The organism is Mangrovibacter sp. MFB070, assembly GCF_000705335.1.
In the GTDB taxonomy this organism is placed as follows: domain Bacteria; phylum Pseudomonadota; class Gammaproteobacteria; order Enterobacterales; family Enterobacteriaceae; genus Mangrovibacter; species Mangrovibacter plantisponsor.
Map to the genome: position 1 here is coordinate 110665 of NZ_JJMI01000039.1, position 19084 is coordinate 129748.

Here is a 19084-nt window from a genome sequence, read left to right on the forward strand (position 1 = left end):
ACGGCGCAGACTTAACCTCACAGCAGGCAAATCAAAATGATTAGCTTAATCAGGAGGTTATAATGTTGTCTGGGCAAACGCCAACCCGCGTCTGGAACCAGCGCCGTACCAATAAGCAACAGCGTATGGCCGCAACAGGCGTGCAGGGCAAAGTAATCCCCACCGGGGAACTTGTCTCAATGCTGGAAAAATTAGTGGCACCGGGTGACCGGGTCGTTCTTGAAGGTAATAACCAAAAACAGGCGGACTTCCTTTCGCGGATGCTGGCTGAGGTAAACCCACAGAAAGTTCATGATTTACATATGATCATGCCAAGTGTGGGCCGCAGCGAGCATTTGGATCTGTTTGAAAAAGGTATTGCCCGTAAGCTCGACTTCTCATTTTCCGGTACGCAAAGCTTACGTATCTCCCAGTTGCTGGAAGATGGGTTGCTGGAAATTGGTGCCATCCATACTTATATCGAACTTTACTCGCGTTTATACGTTGACCTGGCGCCTAATGTCGCGCTTATCGCTGGCTATAAAGCAGACCGGAAAGGCAACCTGTATACCGGGCCAAGTACCGAAGATACTCCCGCCCTGGTCGAAGCAGCCGCATTCCATGACGGCATTGTTATTGCCCAGGTGAATGAACTGGTTGATGACGAGTGCGATTTACCGCGTGTCGATATCCCAGGCTCCTGGATTGATTATATCGTTGTTGCGGATAAACCTTTCTTTATTGAACCGCTGTTCACCCGCGACCCGCGCCTTATCAAGCAGGAACATATCCTGATGGCCATGATGGCTATCAAAGGGATCTATGCTGAGCACCAGGTACAGTCACTCAACCATGGTATTGGTTTTAATACCGCGGCGATTGAACTGTTGTTACCAACCTACGGTGAACTACTGGGGCTTAAAGGCAAAATCTGTAAGCACTGGACGCTCAACCCGCATCCCACATTAATTCCTGCTATTGAAAGTGGCTGGGTGGAAAGCGTGCACTGCTTCGGTGGTGAGCTGGGTATGGAAGACTATATCGCAGCACGCCCGGATGTGTTCTTTACTGGCGCAGATGGTTCTATGCGTTCCAACCGCGCATTCTGCCAGTTAGCCGGGCAGTACGCTGTTGATATGTTTATTGGTTCCACTCTGCAGGTTGACGGTCTGGCTAACTCATCCACGGTAACGCGTGGCCGCCTGGCGGGTTTCGGTGGCGCTCCGAATATGGGCCATGACCCGCACGGCCGCCGCCACGCCACGCCAGCCTGGCTTGCCATGATCAACGAACCAGACCCAATGCAACGTGGCCGTAAACTGGTAGTGCAGATGGTTGAAACCTTCCAGGCAGGCGTTAAACCCACGTTTGTTGAAAAACTGGATGCCGTTGACGTTGCCAAAACCTCCGGTATGCCGCTGGCTCCGGTCATGATTTACGGCGATGACGTCACGCACGTTCTGACCGAAGAAGGTATTGCCTACCTCTACCAGGCAGAAAGCCTTGAAGAGCGTCGGGCCATGGTTGCCGCAGTCGCCGGGATAACCGATATCGGTCTGGGCGTTGATGCCAGCCGGGTCGAAGCGTTACGCCGTAGCGGTAAAGTGCGCTTCCCGGAAGATATGGGCATTCGCCGCACCGACGCTACCCGCTCGTTACTGGCTGCAGGCAGCGTTGCCGACCTGGTTGAATGGTCAGGCGGTTTGTATAACCCACCGGCAAAATTCCGGAGCTGGTAATGAAACTACAGCCACAGAGCAGTGCTGATGCTGTTGCGCAACGTCTGGCACAGACAGCAACCCGCTGCCTGATTGACGAAGCCCGCCTTAGCCCGAAGCCTGGTCTTGTGGACAGCCGGGGAAATGGCGCGCACAGCGATTTATCACTCAGTCTGATGGAGCGTTCAGCACACAGCCTGACCCCGACATTTTTCGCGCTGGCACAACAGTGCTGGCGCAGGCCGGCAGATGTCGCATTACGTCAATTAATAGGCCGCCTCGGGCGAGAAGGTGAGCAGAGCATGATGGCGGCGACCAACGGTGTGAATACACACCGGGGCGCAATTTGGGCACTCGGTCTGATGGTAAGCAGTTGCGCAATGTTGTCTGGAAATGCAACAGCCAGTGCCATCAGCGAGCAGGCAGCACGCCTTGCTCAGCTACCAGACCCCGCCGCACCAACGGTATTCAGTAAAGGCTTGCGGGCCAGCCACCGCTACCGTGTGCCTGGCGCACGGGAAGAGGCCGCTCAGGGCTTCCCTCATGTGATGAAACGTGGCCTGCCTGCTTTATTGCACAGCCGCGCACAAGGGGCCAGTGAGCAGCACGCCATGCTGGATGCGCTGATGTCCATCATGACCACGCTCAGTGACACCTGCGTATTATCGCGCGCCGGAATGGTTGGCCTTGAAGCGATGCAACAAGGCGCAGGTGCGGTTCTGAAAGCCGGGGGGTGCGCCAGCCACGCAGGCAGGCAGCAGCTTGCTGAGCTCGACCAGACCATGCTCGGGCTCAATGCCTCACCAGGTGGCGCCGCAGACTTACTGGCGGCCACGTTATTTATTGACCGTGTCGCATTGCCGGCATCGTAAACGTTATTTTTAAGAGGTTGTTATGGAACAGATTTCATTGTCTTTTCCGGCCTCCCGCATTGTCAGTGGTAAAGCACTGGCGGGTGTTGTGGGGTCAGGCGATATGGAAGTGTTATTTGAGTCCACTGCAGGACAAACACTGGAAATCGCAATCACCACCTCCGTGGATAATTCTCAGGCACGCTGGCAGGCGCTGTTTGAACGTATTCGTTCACTGGGGCAATTACCCGCAGGGCAAATGCAGATCCACGATTTTGGCGCAACGCCAGGTGTGGCCCGTATTCGCATCGAACAAGTATTTGAAGAGGTGAGCCATGCGTGAATTTCAGAGCTTTATTGAACTGAGAGCCAGAGACCGGGCGAAAGCAATCCTGGATGAGGGTAGCTACCGTGAATTGCTCGGGCCATTTGACGGGCTGATTTCCCCCTGGCTTGGGCCGCAGGGAATTGTTCCCCAAAGTGATGACGGCATGGTTATCGCCAAAGGCACCATTCAGGGTAAACCTTCCGTTGTGGTTGCCGTAGAAGGGGCATTCCAGGGCGGCAGTATGGGTGAAGTCTCTGGTGCCAAAATGGCTGCAGCCCTGGAGCTGGCAGCGGAAGATAACCGTAATGGTATCCCGACTCAGGCTGTTTTGTGCCTGGAAACCGGCGGGGTACGCCTGCAGGAAGCCAACCTTGGTCTGGCTGCCATTGCAGACATTCACGCGGCAATTGTTGACCTGCGCCGTTACCAGCCCGTTGTGGGCATTATTGCCGGTACGGTGGGTTGCTTTGGTGGGATGTCTATTGCTGCCGGGTTGTGCAGTTACTTACTGGTCACCCGGGAAGCACGCCTGGGTCTGAATGGCCCTCAGGTTATCGAGCAGGAAGCGGGTATCGAAGAATACGACTCCCGTGACCGCCCGTTTATCTGGAGCATGACTGGTGGCGAAGTTCGCTCACGCAGTGGGCTGGTTGACGGCTTAGTTGATGACAACGTGAATGCAATGAAAGACGCAGTCAACCAATGCCTGGCCAAAGGTGTGCCTGAAACTCACCGCTCAGACCGTTATGACGAGTTCCTGGCCCGTTTAACCGCTTTTGATACCGCTAAACAGGCCAGTTCCGAGCAAATCACTGCATTTTTTGCCGGGGAGGGTAAATAAATGAGCCAACAAAATCGCGCTGCTGTATGGCTGGATAAACTGGCATCAGGTGCACAACGTATGCCGGGGCTGTGCCCGTCAGTACAGGTTGCTGACGCCACACTCGACGGGCAATTTGTGCGTTTCATTGCTGTGGTACCGGACGCCAACAACCACTATCCCCGCGCTGCACGGGGCGAAGTCGGGCTGCTGGAAGGCTGGACTCTGGCAAAAGTTGTGAACCGCACGATTGAAGAAGATGCTGAAAACAGCGTTAAACGGCCAATTATCGCGGTGATTGACGTGCCAAGCCAGGCTTATGGCCGCCGTGAAGAAGCTTTTGGTATTCATCAGGCTCTGGCTGGTGCGGCAGGTGCGTATGCCAAAGCACGCCTGGCGGGGCACCCCGTTGTTGGGCTGATTGTTGGTAAAGCCATGTCTGGTGCGTTTCTGGCGCACGGTTACCAGGCAAACCGCCTGATTGCTTTCAACGACGACAATGTGCTGATCCACGCCATGGGCAAAGCTTCTGCTGCACGTATTACGTTACGTACTGTCGAATCGCTGGAAAAACTGGCTTCCACCATTCCGCCAATGGCCTACGACATCAAAAACTACAGCACTCTGGGCCTGCTCAGTGAATTGCTTGACATTGCTAACCCTGATGCCCCGACACCGGATGACATAACGCTGGTGACTAAGACCGTGGCACAGGCAGTCAGCGATGCCCGCAATGACATCACGCTGAAAAACCGGCTGGGTGCAGAAAACCGTCGCCACTCAAAACTGGTTCGTGAACGCCTGCGAGCGGCCTGGTAAAAATTCTCATAAAAAAACCTGCCAGATGAGCATGGGCGCCTGGGCGCCCATTAACCCGGCTCGTCTGTAAAACATCGCAAACTTTTTATTGTTATAACTACAGGTGAATTTATGACGTATGTAATTGTGCATGCCCTTGCACCCATTTTTGTCATCATGCTGCTGGGTTTCATGGCAGGTAAAACAAAAATGGTCGATAACAAGAATGTCTCTCTGCTGAATATCTTTGTGATGGACTTTGCGTTACCTGCAGCGCTGTTTAGTGCAACTGTGCAGACTCCATGGGTTGGTATTGTGAAACAGTCCCCACTCATTCTTATCCTGGTATTAGCAATGTGGGTAACTTACGCTGCTATCTACTTCCTCGCAGTTGGTGTGTTTAAGAAAAGCCCTCAGGATGCAGCTGTACTGACTCTGACTGTTGCCCTGCCAAACTATGCGGCACTTGGTCTGCCAATCCTTGGCAGTGTATTAGGTGAGGGGCCGTCCACTTCTTTGTCTGTTGCTGTGTCAATTGCCTGCGGCTCTGTGCTGTTAACACCGCTGTGTCTGCTGATTCTGGAACGCGAAAAAGCACGCCAGTCCGGGGAAAATACCCGCTCAACAATGGCGATGCTGCCGGTTCTGATGTGGCGATCCGTGAAGAAACCTATTGTCTGGGGCCCGTTACTGGGGGTTATCCTGTCAGCTATTGGCATTCATATGCCAGAACTGTTGCTGTCATCAATTAAACCGTTGGGGTTATCTGCAACTGCTGCAGCACTGTTCCTGACTGGGGTGATTCTGTCTGCCCGCAAACTAAAAATTAACAGCATGGTGATTATCTCCAGCATCACTAAGCTTCTGATCCAACCAGCAATTGCTTTTGTCATTGTCCTTGCACTGGGTCTGCATGGTGAAGTCGCTATCACCGGGGTGCTGATGATTGCACTGTCTGCCGGTTTCTTTGGTGTGGTGTTCGGTAACCGTTTTGGGGTGCAGTCGCCAGACGCTGAAGCTGTCTTGTTGATTAGCTCCGTGCTGTGCATTCTGTCATTACCGTTATTTATTTCCCTGACTTCAGGACTTTAACTATGCAATACCGTCCGCACGATCTTTTGTGGCTCAACAGTGAACCTGTATTTACCCAGCAACATAACTGGCTACACCAGCGCTGGTCACTGGCACAACCGGTTGTCGTGCGGCGGGACTGGCGTAACGACGGGGCGATTCCCGTCGGCGTGCGTGGGAAAGGGCGCGGAGAACGCGCTGCCGGGTGGGTGATGCCAGAGCAGGTGGTCGGTTACCTGCCTCCCGAGGCTCTGGCAACCCCGGCGCATATCGGCAATTCCCCTTTTGCAAAACAGGCACCGCTGCTGGCTGCCGCCCAATTGTGCCAGCACAACTGGCCGTGGGTGTGGGGAATTACTGGTAGCACGGGGTTTGCGCTGGCTACCGGGCAGGCCGTATTACACAACGACAGCGACCTTGACCTTGTGATTCGCGCACCAGTGGCGATAGAGCGTGAACAACTCATTGCCTGGCAACAGGTGGTCGCGCAACTGGGCTGCCGCGCAGACACCCAGGTAGAAACCCCTTATGGCGGCTTCTCACTGAATGAATGGCTGCGCGATGGCCGGGTACTACTGAAGACCAGCACCGGTCCACACAATACATCGCACCCCTGGCAACCAGTAACAGGAGAGAGGTTCTGATGAAAGTTATGTTTACTTTCCCCGGGCAGGGAACGCAATACCCGGGCATGCTGGCTGATTGCCCGGGCACCCCGGCAACCCGTGAACTGTTTACTCAAACCCGGGTAATTCTGGGTAGTGAATTTGATAACCTGGATACCCCGCAAGCACTGAAGCACACAAGAGCAGTGCAGCTTTGCCTGTTAATTTCTGCGGTAGCAACTGCGCGCTCCCTTGCTGACGCTGGCGTGCGCCCGGACATGGTGTGTGGATTATCAATAGGCGCGTACCCTGCAGCCGTAGTGGCCGGAGCACTGGCATATGAAGATGCCGTCCGGCTGGTTGCGTTACGTGGTTCGTTAATGGAAGAAGCCTGGCCAGATGGTTACGGGCTAACCGCAATTATGGGCCTTAGCCTGGGGCAGGTGGAAAAACTGGTGGATAACCAGACAACCTGGGTGGCAAATATCAATGCTGAAACCCAGATTGTCATTGCTGGCGGCACAGCAGCAATGGCACAGGTTGCACAGCAGGCTCTGGCACTGGGTGCAACACGCGCGAAACAACTGGATGTCAGTGTTCCGTCTCACTGCCCGTTGCTGGATGCACCTGCAGAAAAACTGGCTCAGGCCATGCAGTCAGTGACAGTGTCACGCCCAAGCTGCACCTGGCTCAGTGGCAGTACAGCCCGTGCCGTCTGGCAAGGCCCGGCTCTGGCAAACGACCTGGCTTTCAACATGGCACGCACAGTGAACTGGCGGGATGCCATGGTAGCAGCGATGGAGCGTGATGCACGGTTGTTTATTGAAATGCAACCCGGCAGCACACTGACAGGGCTAACCCGCCAGGCGGTGAGCCAGGGTGAATGTGTGGCGTTTGCCACAACACCGCTCGCGACAATTCAGCGCCTGGCACAACGGGTGAAAGGGGAATAAGCCGAAGATGCAGAAAAATAACAATCTGCCCGGGCAACGTCCTCAGTACAGGGCAGAAATTATGTGGCAGGCCATCTAAAATAACGGGTGCTTTGCGGCAAAACCTGGCAGCACACAGGCTACATCGTGCGCACAACTGGGTATAACACTTAAGGTTCCGGGGTGTAGTGAGGGAAGGCGGGCCCGCTCCCAGGCCAGGTAATTCTGTGCGCGTTGTAACCGGTAACTCCCCTGGAGCATAGCCGCACAGGTTTTATCCAGGCGTTTGCTTGCTGTTCCCGGCCCGGTGCCACTATCTTGTGCGCCAACCATGTAGCTGATATCCGCCTGTTGGTAACGAATACGTGCCGCGCGGCTTTTCGCCAAAGGCCACCTGGCAACACCATATTTCCCGCTGTTGTAATCCGGGCAGGCGGTTGCGTCAGGTAAAGCCATCGTGATCTGGCACCTGGCCGGGTAACTGCCGGCAGGGCTACATTGCGAGTCAGCAACTGGCTTGTTGTTGAGGAAGGCGACAGGGCGCTGTGCATCAAAATAAAGCCAGCTCCCGGGTGAAGCCACCAGGTAGCGCAGGTTCAGCCTGCCAGGTGGCGGTGCAGCAACACCTATATAGTGCTGAACAAACTGCCCACCGGCAGAAAACCCTGCCACAGTGATGTCGTGTAAATCTGGCCACTGCTGGTGAAGTTGGCGAACTAACGTATCCATGGCGTGAAATGAGCTGATACCAGGTGGATTCCCCAGAGATACTTCACCACTCATCCAGCCGCCACAAGACCAGCGGGCATCACCCGGTTTCGCACTTACCTCACCAGGCTTTTGGCAATGTGCGCCTTTCTGCGCCTGAAATATTGGTGCAATAACCCGTGTTGGGGTAGTAATGCGGGCGGCTTTAATTGCCGCGATTCCCGCCTGCAGGCTGTATCTGGCATCATGTGGGTAGCCATGAACGACAATCAGCGCCGCATGGGGAGCCCCCGTGCCATTAGTGCTGGCGACATACCACGAGAAATTTCCGCCATGGTGTGCCAACGCGACCGTTTGCAGGCAAATCTGTGCTGAGGAATGACTCGTACATTGCGGTAACGCCTGAGCAGGAGGCGACAAGTTTTGTGCAGCAGCAGGCCACGGAGTTACTGCCAGGGAAGCCTGTAAAAGCGTGGTAACCAGGCACAGCTTATACAACCGGGTAGCCATTATTGCGCCTCCATATCCCCCAGGCTGCGCGCATACATTCTTCCCTCAGCGGCCAGTGCCAGTAAGTTAGGATCCCGTTCGCGGTTACGGGCAAACACAATAGCGATAAGCTGGCGCATCTGGTAGGGCTCAGCCAGGCGCAACAGGTTAATATCATGCTCATAAACTTTACGCATCCGCCCGGGTATCAGAGTAAAGCCAACGCCCGCCTGAACCAGGCTAAGCAGCGAAAAGATATCATTCACCCGGGTAATAATATCCGGCTCAAACCCGGCAACATGGAATGCATCCTGGAACCCGGCATAGGTGGCAAAACCTTCGGCCAGCGCAACAAATTTTTGGTCGTGATAATCCCGTAAATCGGCAGGTTGTACTCCTGCCAAATGCGCGCTGGAAGGGGCGGCAAGGTAAATATCATCATGAAATAAGGGCAGGACTTCTAACTGGGTTTTGTCCAGTTCACCGGCGTTAACGGAGATAAGAATGGCATCCAGCGTACCGTTATCCAGTTGACTGAGCAGCATTTGGTTGGAACCCATCGTGAGGTCCATTTCCACTTCCGGGCGGCGTAACTTCATACCCATAATCAGCCGGGGTACTGTCTCCAGTGTCAATGAATAGAGGGTGCCAATACGTAAACGCCCCTGGCCAATCCCGGCAATTTTGCGTGTTTCCTCAATTCCTTTTTCCAGTATACCGGTTGCTTCTTCGGTATATTCCAGCAATTTGCGGGCAGCGGGCAAAGCCACTAAGTTGCGCCCTTTGTGGCTGAACAGCGGGCAACGAATTGCCTCCTCAAGGGAGTGCAGGGCACGGTGAACACTGACCCCGCTCAGCCCTAAAGCCTCACCAGTACGGGCAATATTCCCGGTTTCCATAAAAACTTTAAAAACTGCAAGTTTACGAAACGTAATCTCGTTATCTATTGCCATTTGGAATAACACTCTTTCTCACTGCGCTGGCTGAAGGATATCAGGAATCGTTTAATGATGATGGCCTTTTATAGAGAACCGTCATCCTGAATTTGGGATAATTTGTCGCATTTTTCATTATTGTTATAATTTTATGACGACGGTATGATTTTTCTTCCGCGTCGGATAATGACAACTCGAGCAGTCACCAAACCTGCCATCTTCGGAACGACACCTGCATGGAAACACAAACCCCCTGGTTTATAACCACACCGGGTAAACAACGTATTTTATTGCTTATTATTTTCTTGCTGACACTGACAGACATGTTGCAAAGCGGAATGATGGCATTTGCGGCCGGCCCACTTATGGGTGAAACCGGCACGTCTCCGGAACAATACAGTTTTATCACCGCCAGTTACGCCTGCGTGGCTATTCTGATGATTTCCAAACAACGCTGGATAGTTGAACGCACCGGATGGCGGTTATACATTGCTGTTTCATTGATGATTTTTGCAGCCGGTGCCTTCATGTGCAGCCGCAGCAGTACTTATCACAGCCTGCTTACCGGCCGTATTGTAATGGCAGCAGGTGGCGCATCGTTCCTGACTGGTGCCAGAGTGATGGTGAACCTGATCCCTCCCGGCCCACGCCGTTTTTCCGGCATTAAAGCCTTTGCCTCAGGGTTGGCTTCTGGCACTGCACTGGCTCCGTTTCTGGCGGCATGGTCAGTAGAAGATGCGCGCTGGACAGGTATTTTCCTGATATTAATTCTGCTTGCAGCGGTGGTTTTTATGCTTTCGGTCAGTTGTCTGCCCGATGAAACGCCACCAGAGCGCCTCAAAAGCCAGTCACACCCGTTTTTATTGATGGCGCTGGCGGCAGGCGCGTTCGCGGTTCTTTGGGTATTGCAGCGTTCCGATTACCGCTTCTTCAGTGATCTGGTGGTCCTTGGTTTGATCCTGCTGCTGGGTATCACCGCACTGTATTACTTTCTTTCGAGTGTTGTCCGGTTTCACGGTGTGCCGTTGCTGATGGTACGCGAGCTGTTTTCCCGCCCGTCTTACATCCTCGGGGTGAGCCTGTTTTCCTTTTGCTACATTATGATTGGGCTGAATAACTATTTTTTGCCTCAACTTCTGCGTGCGGGATTGGGCTACTCCTGGGGAACGGTAGGAACCTGGTATGGCGTGGGCCTGAGTGGTGTACTGATAGCGTGGCTGATCATGGGGAACATTTTGCCCAAGCGGCCAGGCGCCAAAAAGTTCTTCATTACAGGTTTTATCTTACTGGCGCTCTATGGTGGCATTATGGGGGATTTATCCCCTCAGGCGAATCTGGTAGTCAACATTGTGCCTGCCATTGGCTGTTATGGGGCATTTATTATGCTGGTCATGGCGACTACAGCCATGCAGACATTTCGCGAAATACAGCACAACGAAACGGTATTTTCCCATGCCAACCAAATAAAAAATATGGCGGCGCAATTTGCCACAGCAATTGGCCTGACAGTAGCAAATATCGGTATGCAATGGCGTACCACTGCCCATTACAATGTGCTCAACAACAGAGTTGAAACCACCAATCCACTCTACCAGGCGGCGGTGCACACAGTCAGCCAGCAATATAACCAGTGGCTGGGAGCAGACCAGGCGAGCAGGGCAGCTTTAGTGTGGGTGGCAAACCAGGTGAAGCAACAGTCCGTTATCCTGGCAAGCCTCGATTTTGGCCATGCCATCTGTATTACCGGGCTGGTTCTGGCAATTGCAATGGGGTGCCAGAAAATCATGCGTTAACTGCAATGTCTGCCCGGCTGTCTAAATCAATGGTTTGATTTCCCGTGAGTTTTATTTGATGATTCACGGCTTACCTGTGGCTAAGCAGACATCGCCACCAGTATGGAATACGTATGGACTTCAACGACCTTTACTATTTTTATCTGATTGCGGAACACCGCGGTTTTACTGCGGCAGAAAAAGCATCAGGCGTGACGAAATCACTTCTGAGCCGCCGGGTTGCCAAACTGGAAGAGCGGCTCAATGTGCGTTTGATACAACGCAACTCACGCCATTTTTCCTTAACTGCCGCGGGCCGGATGCTGCATGAACATGCAAGCGATATGGTAAAAGACGGGGTGGCGGCTTATGAATCCCTTTCGGAACATATTGCTGAACCTTCTGGCATGATTCGAATCAGCAGCCCTACGGTGCTGGCACAATATCACCTGGCTCCGATTTTACCCGGCTTCATGCGCCGCTACCCGAAAGTGCAGGTGTTTCTTGACGCGACGGACCGCCCGGTGCAGGTCATTGAGGAGCGGATTGATCTCGCTTTGCGCGCACACCAGCTTATTGATGATGAACCCGGGTTAATTTCTCGGGTTATTGCTGCCAGCCATCTGGTGCTGGTGGCCAGCCCTGACTTTTTGTCCCACCATGGTTTGCCCCGACACCCACAGGATATCGGTAACCTGAGTACCATCAGCGCGGTAACTGACCGGCACGAAGGAGAATTGCGCTGGGAACTATCCTGCCAGGATGGCAATCTCGAAATTGTCCGTCACCGGCCGGTACTTTTCTGCCTCAACCCACGGGTACAACTTGAAGCCGCTCTTCAGGGGATTGGGGTGGGGTTGATCCCGCACTCTATTGCCGGGGAGTCTATCCGCCAGGGGTTGCTTATACAGTTGCTGCCGGAATGGACCACGCATAACCATATCATCCACGCTGTATTCCCCAGCCGTAAATTTATGAATCCCGCCATTCGTGTCTTTCTTGATTACCTGGTGGCTACATTGCCAGAAAGCCTTGCCCTGTAACTGGCCTGAATGGACATACTGAATTTACTTAAAAACACCGGTGCCCCGGGAAACAACTCCACACTTCCGGACTACATGGTTGCAGGCAGCTTTGTCTCATGGAATAACCCAATCTGTGGGTACAGGCAGGGGAAACGCGTAACGTGGGTAGGATCACAGCTCTAACATAAAAATTATAAGCAACGCAGCAATAGCAAAGGGCACTACAAATGTAGTGCCCGGGCCTGTTTAGCCGCTACCATCCGTGGCCGCGAAGCGATGAACATGGTTCAGGCTAAAGCCGTGTTCATTTCATCAATGGCCAGCAACACACTCTGTGCGTTTGCATCTATCTCCGTTATAAGTTCAGAAGCGCAGGCCGATAAACTGACAGCCTCGCTCATCACTGACTGGTTTTGCTGAACCAGGCTCAGAGAGCGGCCAGAAAGCTCGTTATTTTTCTCGGTAATACTCTGAATTTCTACAGTTGCCTGGTTAATACTGTCTGCCAGGCGCCGAACTTCCTCTGCCACAACGGCAAAACCTTTGCCGTGGCTTCCTGCCCGGGCGGCCTCGATGGTGGCATTCAGCGACAGCATTTTAGTCTGGCTGGCAATATCACTAATGGTTGAGGAAATTGTGGAAATACTTGAGGTGTAACTGTTGAGCTCAAGCAACTCATTACTGATAAGTTGCATATTGTTGTCAACGCTTTGTATAGCATTCAGGTTTTTAGCAATGGTTTCACTGGAGTGTTTTGCATTATTTACTGTTGCTATTGCCACTTCACTGGCTTTATTTGCAGCATGACGTTCTCGTTCATTTTTCGAGACCTGGGCAGTAACATCATGGGCATATTTCACGACTTTATACAGTTTACCATCAACATCAAATACTGGTGTATAACTGGCCTGTAGCCAAATGATGTTGCCTTTTTTATCCATGCGTTTAAATACACCGCTATAGAATTCCCCCTGATTTAACCTGGCCCAAAACTCAGCATACTCCTGGCTGTCACGGTATGCAGGCTCACAAAACATCCGGTGATGTTTTCCCACTATCTGGCTCAGCGTGTATCCAACGGTTTGGCAAAAATTCTCATTCGCATTAATGATGATACCATCCGGCTGAAAGGTGATAATGGCCAGCGAGCGGTTTGCAGCTTTTAACAGTGCTTCTTTTTCTTCTGCTTTTGCAACCACCGCAGAAATGTCATTGGCTATTTTAATGACCTTTATCACATTGCCAGATTTATTTTTAACCGGCAGGTAATTTGCTTCCAGCCATATTTTTCCACCATCTTTTTTATAACGCAAAAACCTGTCACTAAAACTCTCACCTCTTGCCAGTCGTTGCCAAAAGTGGCGATACGCTTCACTGTTAACCAGTTGTGGAGAACAAAACAATCGATGATGTTGGTTGATAACTTCATGGTACTGGTAACCCACTGCCTGCAAAAAAATATCATTCGCACCAATTATAATTCCTTCCGGAGTAAATTCGATGATTGCTACATGGTTACGTATTGCTGTAACCAAATCGGCATCAGAAGACACTCGCGCAGTAGTGCTGGTGGAAAATAACAAGTTTAGCAGGCTCATGATTATATTCTCACAGGTAATAAGCAAAGTTAAATTTGGCGATAACTCATCCTTTTATTAATTACATTGGATATTATTTTTTTAACTGGATAAATAATAAATCCATTACCTTAAAATATACTTAAGAGCGCCTTTAATTCAAGGTAGTGAGTGTGATCTCGCAAGCATTTCATAGACATGAGGAAATTCACCAATCATTGCGTTAACCAGTGGAAAATAATCACTCTTAATCTAAATTTATTTTCAGAAAAATATTTATACCCACAGAGTGGTAGATTATTACTCCATCAATGAGTTATCTTTGCTTTGAATAAAAACAGTAGAGCAATATCACGCCCGTTTTTTTTCCAACCTGCGGTATAGCGTACTACGCGAAATACCCAGATGCTTTGCCGCATCACTCATATTCCCCTGGCAAACGCGTATTGCTTCCAGTTCACGCATCCCTGGCGCAGAGGGTGAGGGGGCAACCTGAGAAGACGCAGGCGAAGTTGCGCCAAAACTACTAACAGGGGTTGCCGGGAGGCAATCAAGAGTAACAGTTTGGCCGTCATCGCTTAATGCCAGTAATACTTTTAACTGGCTCAGCAATTGCCGCACATTACCGGGCCACGGGCAATCGGCAAGGTAACGCACCACAGACTGGCATAGCCGTATTCCACGCGCGGTTGCCCCCAACTCACACCATAACTGCTCAATAAACTGGTTCTTACCCTGCCACTGGCGTAGTGGCGGTATTTCAACCGTAAACTCCTGGATCCGGTAGAGTAAATCTTCGCGAAACAATCCCCGCTCAACCTGTTCCACCAAATTACGGTGCGTTGCACACACCAGAGAAAAATCGACCGGAAAGGCACTGTTTCCCCCCAGCGGCACAACACGTTTTTCCTGTAATACACGCAACAGCCGGGTTTGCAGAACCAGTGGCATATCGCCAATTTCATCTAAAAACAGCATGCCGCCATTGGCTTCCCGGAATTTACCGGCATAGCCACGGGAGCTGGCACCCGTAAATGCGCCAGGCATATAACCAAATAATTCAGATTCAATCAGGTGCTCAGGAAGTGCCGCGCAGTTAATTGCCACAAAGTTACCGGTAGCCCATTTACTTTGCCGATAAAGCTGCTGAGCGAGGTATTCTTTCCCGCACCCAGTCTCACCATTAATACACAGAGCAATACCGGCGTTGACTACCCGCAGCGCCTTTTCCAGATTAACGCCTGAAGGAGCAAATGACGCCTGGGATTCTGGTGTGGGCCTGGCCGGGCGTTTGCCTGGTACCGTTACCCCGGGCTGTTTTTGTGCGCGGCCAATATGCACCTGCCAGGCGTTATCGCGCGCCCGGGTCAGTGCTCCGTTCTCTACGCCATTCGCAAAAATCGAATCCTGGTGGCGTTGACCAAAATCCTGCGGTTGTATGCCAAGATCACGGCAGGCAAGCGAATTAGCGCCCTGTAAAATTCCGTCTTCAAATATAAGTGAGTGGGTAAAAGGTGCCAGTTCAGGCTGATCTTGCTGGCGCAATTGCACTAACACCTGGCCTGCGGTGATCTGCTTCTGTACCCAATGCTGCTCAATTTGCCATGCGGCACGGGTTAATAAATGTGTTGCATCCTGCCAGGGCAGGTTGGCAGGTGAAGAAATGTCAATCACACCAGCCAGTTCCCCCCGGGGGGAGTAAACCGGCATTGCTGCACAAAACAGTGCTGCGTTGCGGCTGAGAAAATGTTCTTTACCACTCACTTCACAATAACGCCCCAGAGCCAGCGCAGTACCAATCGCGTTAGTGCCGCGTGCATCTTCACTCCACAAGTTTCCTGGCGCCAGAGCTAACAACTCAGCCCTCTGCAGAAAACCGCTATTCCCGGTGCTTTCCAGAACCATTCCTCCCGGGTCTGACAAAACCAGAACACCGGCACGGGTACGGAATTGTGGTGTGAGTTGTGCCAGAAGTGGCGAGGCGTAACGCGCAATCCAGTCATACTGGTGGCGACTCTCTCCTAACTGATCATGGCCTGCCACTGGCCGGTAATCGTCTTCTCGCGTCAGCCCGTAATGCCGGCTGCGCAGCCATGAATCACTCAATACACTGGCAGAAGATAGCAACGGCGTGTCGTGTGGCAGATTGCGCATAAGCAGGCCTCAATAGAAATGTTAATTATTTGTAGCACCTAAGTGTCCCATCTGTTGCGACGCGCGACACAAAAATAAGACAGTCTTTGGTAGTTACCTCAGTTCACTGCGCCTGGCGAATTTACCACCATGAATTATCTTAATAAAAAACAATATGATAGTTAATTTTAACCATTTCATAACATAACTGGCATAAGACATGCTTATGTTGAAGCACAACACAACAGAGCCAACAGCTCTGGATTCATCGCAAAACCGACTGAGGGGAATAATATGAAATATATCCATCCAGGTTTGCCGGGTTCACGCGTTTCAGTGAAAGCCCGTTATGGCAACTATATCGGCGGCGCTTTTGTCGAGCCGGTTTCAGGTACCTGGTTTACGAATACCACACCAGTTACCGGCCAGGTTGCAGGCGAATTCCCGCGGTCAGACTACCGTGACATTGATAAGGCTCTGGATGCTGCACATGCCGCTGCAGACAGTTGGGGAAAAACCAGCGTTCAGGAACGTTCTAATGTATTGCTGGCAATTGCCGACTGTATTCAGGAAAACCTGGAACTGCTGGCACTGACAGAGAGCTGGGATAACGGCAAACCGGTACGCGAAACACTGAATGCCGATATTCCTCTTGCGGTGGATCATTTCCGTTATTTCGCAGGCTGTATTCGTGCCCAGGAAGGCAGTGCGGCAGAGATCGATAGTGGTACTGTGGCTTATCACATCTATGAACCACTGGGTGTGGTGGGGCAGATTATCCCGTGGAACTTCCCCATCCTGATGGCTGCCTGGAAACTGGCACCGGCACTGGCTGCCGGGAATGCTGTAGTGCTGAAGCCTGCTGAGCAAACACCACTCGGTATCAGTGTACTGATGGAACTGATTGGGCCATTGCTGCCGCCGGGTGTGGTAAACGTGGTGCATGGTTACGGTACAGAAGCCGGGGAACCACTGGCTCGCAGCAAGCGTATTGAAAAAATTGCCTTCACCGGGTCTACTTCCATTGGCCGCCACATTCTTTCCTGTGCTGCGGAAAACATCATTCACAGTACCGTTGAGCTGGGTGGAAAATCACCCAATATTTACTTTGAAGATGTGATGCGTGGTGATGAAAGCTTCATTGATAAAGCGGTTGAGGGGATGGTGCTCGGCTTCTTTAACCAAGGAGAGGTGTGTACTTGCCCGTCCCGCGCTCTGATTCAGGAATCTATCTACCCGGAATTTGTTGACCGGGTACTCAAACGTATTGAAACCATCCGTAAAGGCGACCCCTTTGATACCGATACCATGATTGGCGCTCAGGCCTCGCAAGAGCAGTTTGATAAAATCATGTCCTACATTGATATCGCCCGGGATGAAGGCGGCGAAATTCTGGCTGGTGGGAATCACCTCAGCCATGGCGATGTTTTCACTAATGGTTTTTACATCAACCCAACCCTGATTAAAGGCCACAACGAAATGCGCTGTTTCCAGGAGGAAATTTTCGGGCCGGTAATTGGTGTAACGACATTTAAAGACGAAGCTGAAGCAATTGAACTGGCTAACGCCACCCAGTATGGTTTGGGAGCAGGCGTCTGGACGCTGGACATCAACCGCGCCTGGCGTATGGGCAGGGCGATAAAAGCAGGGCGCGTCTGGACCAACTGCTACCATCTCTACCCGGCACACTCAGCATTTGGTGGTTACAAACAATCCGGGATTGGCCGTGAAACCCACAAAATGGCACTGCTGGCCTACCAGCAGGTGAAAAATTTACTGGTCAGTTATGACAATAAACCACTTGGCCTGTATTAATTACAGCACCAGCCGTTAAAGCTCGCGGGCCAGGCGCTCTCTACGCCTGGCCTTTTCTATTATTGTTCTCGTGAAATACCAGGTTGCTTAACACAAATTTTCTGGTTATCCCGGGAAAAATCGATGTTATTTTTCACTGGTTTCTGGCATAGGTATTGCTCATTAAGAATGACCTATCTTTCAGGATCGCACTCTCATGAGCCAGTCACCGCATGCTGTTCACTATTTCCTTGCCGCGCGAGAGTGTGAAATCTCTCGTCTGGATAATGTCCTGCAGGCAGGGAAACTGATTGGGCAATTAAGCCACTTTGTCCATGTACTGCAACGCGAACGCGGTAGCTCCAATATCTGGCTGTGTTCAGAAGGCCTGCTGTTTGGTGAAGAACTGGCTCACCGGGCGGCGGCTGTCAGCCAGTCCATGAACAATCTGTTCGCTGACTTACCGGCACTCCCACCCGCAAGTGCGCTGCAGCCCGGCGCTTTTCGGGTATATCACCGAATTGGTTCAATGCTGATGGCGCTGGAAAGCCTGCCTGAACTGCGTAACCAAATACACCAGCGCACTATCAGCCATCAGCAGGCAATGCAAAGTTTCAACACTATTATTCAACAGGTACTGAACCTGGTGTATGAAGTGGCGGACATTGATGCCGACGGCCAGGTAGCCAGTGCACTGGTGGCGCTGTTTACCTTTATGCAGGGCAAAGAGTATGCCGGGCAGGAAAGGGCACTGGCCTCGGCAGGCTTTGCGTCGCGAAACTTTTCCGACAGCGGGCGCCAGCTCATGGTCGAACTGATAGCCGCACAGGAAAGCTGCCTGACCAGTTTTGCTGGTTTTGCTGATACCGGGATCCTCGCGACCTGGCTCCAGCAAGAGGGGAAAAGCAGTGAGTTTGAGCGCCTGCGCCGCCTGGCCTGCACCGGCGCACCAGGTGAAGAAGACACCGTTTTGAACTGGTTTGCCCTGGCATCCCAACGCCTCGACCTGATGAAAATTGTTGAAGACAAGCTGATTAACAAAGTGATGCATCTGTGCCAGCAAAGCTTGCTGCGCGTACAGTCATCGAATACCGATGACCCGCAAACCCTGGCAGGCGTTATTGTTCCTGCGGAGAAACCCGTCGCTGCCTATTTTGCTGCCACGCCTCACAATGAAGCTGACGAAGATACCGGCCTTCCCCCGCAATTAAACCGTTCTTTACTTAACTTGATCCAGCACCAGGCTCATCGTCTCAAAACGCTTGATAATGAACTGGCAGGTCTTCGCGCAACGCTCATGGAACGCAAAACCATTGAGCAGGCGAAGGCGCTGTTAATGCAGTACCAGGGGTTAACGGAAGAACAGGCCTGGCACCTGTTGCGCAAAACAGCGATGAACCAAAATAAGAAAGTGGTGGAAATCGCTCAGGCAATGCTGGATGTCAGTACCGTATTTACCTCTACCCCTTAATGAGTACCTGCACAAGAATTGTGCGTATCTTGCTCTGTTGCTGTGCGTAGTTATCCCCAAAGAAGGGGCTGGACTGCG

General features: G+C 52.0%; 16 protein-coding genes. 12 read left to right on the plus strand and 4 right to left on the minus strand.

The window, feature by feature from the left end:
- Positions 1–62 precede the first annotated feature (62 nt).
- The 8 genes from mdcA to mdcH all read left to right on the plus strand — a co-directional run bounded on the left by mdcA (position 63) and on the right by mdcH (position 7123).
- The gene (gene mdcA / locus DT73_RS18750; RefSeq protein WP_036113162.1) at positions 63–1718 is read left to right on the plus strand and encodes a malonate decarboxylase subunit alpha; all 1656 of its coding nucleotides are present in this window, start codon (positions 63–65) and stop codon (positions 1716–1718) included.
- A complete protein-coding gene (locus DT73_RS18755; RefSeq protein WP_036113165.1) occupies positions 1718–2569 on the plus strand; it encodes a triphosphoribosyl-dephospho-CoA synthase in 852 nt (283 codons plus the stop codon). Before mdcA ends, DT73_RS18755 begins: the two co-directional genes overlap by 1 nt.
- Positions 2570–2591: 22 nt before the next feature.
- Complete coding sequence (gene mdcC, locus DT73_RS18760) at positions 2592–2891, plus strand: malonate decarboxylase acyl carrier protein (RefSeq protein WP_036113168.1); 300 nt, start codon at positions 2592–2594, stop codon at positions 2889–2891.
- Positions 2884–3717 (plus strand): biotin-independent malonate decarboxylase subunit beta, encoded by an 834-nt coding sequence (locus tag DT73_RS18765; RefSeq protein ID WP_036113171.1) that lies wholly within the window; start codon positions 2884–2886, stop codon positions 3715–3717. The genes mdcC and DT73_RS18765 overlap by 8 nt, the downstream gene beginning before the upstream one ends.
- A complete protein-coding gene (gene mdcE, locus DT73_RS18770) occupies positions 3718–4515 on the plus strand; it encodes a biotin-independent malonate decarboxylase subunit gamma (RefSeq protein WP_036113174.1) in 798 nt (265 codons plus the stop codon).
- A 111-nt stretch (positions 4516–4626) separates the two neighbouring features.
- A complete protein-coding gene (locus DT73_RS18775) occupies positions 4627–5586 on the plus strand; it encodes an AEC family transporter (RefSeq protein ID WP_036113176.1) in 960 nt (319 codons plus the stop codon).
- A gap of 2 nt (positions 5587–5588) precedes the next feature.
- A complete protein-coding gene (locus DT73_RS18780) occupies positions 5589–6209 on the plus strand; it encodes a malonate decarboxylase holo-ACP synthase (RefSeq protein ID WP_036113179.1) in 621 nt (206 codons plus the stop codon).
- Positions 6209–7123 (plus strand): malonate decarboxylase subunit epsilon, encoded by a 915-nt coding sequence (gene mdcH, locus DT73_RS18785; protein ID WP_036113181.1) that lies wholly within the window; start codon positions 6209–6211, stop codon positions 7121–7123. Before DT73_RS18780 ends, mdcH begins: the two co-directional genes overlap by 1 nt.
- Positions 7124–7198: 75 nt before the next feature.
- Here the strand turns inward: mdcH and DT73_RS18790 are convergent, their stop codons facing one another.
- Together DT73_RS18790 and DT73_RS18795 are read right to left on the minus strand one after the other, a co-directional pair.
- On the minus strand, positions 7199–8320 hold the full coding sequence (locus DT73_RS18790) for a hypothetical protein (RefSeq protein WP_036113184.1): 1122 nt from the start codon (positions 8318–8320) through the stop codon (positions 7199–7201).
- Entirely contained in the window at positions 8320–9252 is a 933-nt protein-coding gene (locus tag DT73_RS18795; RefSeq protein WP_036113188.1) for a LysR family transcriptional regulator, read from the minus strand. Before DT73_RS18795 ends, DT73_RS18790 begins: the two co-directional genes overlap by 1 nt.
- A gap of 218 nt (positions 9253–9470) precedes the next feature.
- Here DT73_RS18795 and DT73_RS18800 point away from each other — a divergent pair, with 218 nt between their 5' ends.
- Entirely contained in the window at positions 9471–11027 is a 1557-nt protein-coding gene (locus DT73_RS18800) for an MFS transporter (protein WP_051691470.1), read from the plus strand.
- Positions 11028–11140: 113 nt separating this feature from the next.
- Positions 11141–12049 carry a LysR family transcriptional regulator gene (locus DT73_RS18805; protein ID WP_036113191.1) on the plus strand — a complete coding sequence of 303 codons (909 nt, stop codon included), beginning with the start codon at positions 11141–11143 and terminating at the stop codon, positions 12047–12049.
- Between the two features lie 269 nt (positions 12050–12318).
- On the opposite strand, the gene DT73_RS18810 is transcribed toward DT73_RS18805, so the two are convergent.
- Both DT73_RS18810 and DT73_RS18815 read right to left on the minus strand, forming a co-directional pair.
- Positions 12319–13629, minus strand: coding sequence for a PAS domain-containing methyl-accepting chemotaxis protein (locus DT73_RS18810; RefSeq protein WP_051691471.1), 1311 nt, complete (start codon positions 13627–13629; stop codon positions 12319–12321).
- A gap of 330 nt (positions 13630–13959) precedes the next feature.
- Positions 13960–15762: a sigma-54-dependent Fis family transcriptional regulator gene (locus DT73_RS18815; RefSeq protein ID WP_036113195.1), complete on the minus strand. Its 1803-nt coding sequence runs from the start codon at positions 15760–15762 to the stop codon at positions 13960–13962.
- Positions 15763–16035: 273 nt separating this feature from the next.
- Here DT73_RS18815 and DT73_RS18820 point away from each other — a divergent pair, with 273 nt between their 5' ends.
- Positions 16036–17556 (plus strand): aldehyde dehydrogenase family protein, encoded by a 1521-nt coding sequence (locus tag DT73_RS18820; protein ID WP_036113198.1) that lies wholly within the window; start codon positions 16036–16038, stop codon positions 17554–17556.
- A gap of 196 nt (positions 17557–17752) precedes the next feature.
- Positions 17753–19006 carry a nitrate regulatory protein gene (locus DT73_RS18825; protein WP_036113200.1) on the plus strand — a complete coding sequence of 418 codons (1254 nt, stop codon included), beginning with the start codon at positions 17753–17755 and terminating at the stop codon, positions 19004–19006.
- Positions 19007–19084 lie beyond the last annotated feature (78 nt).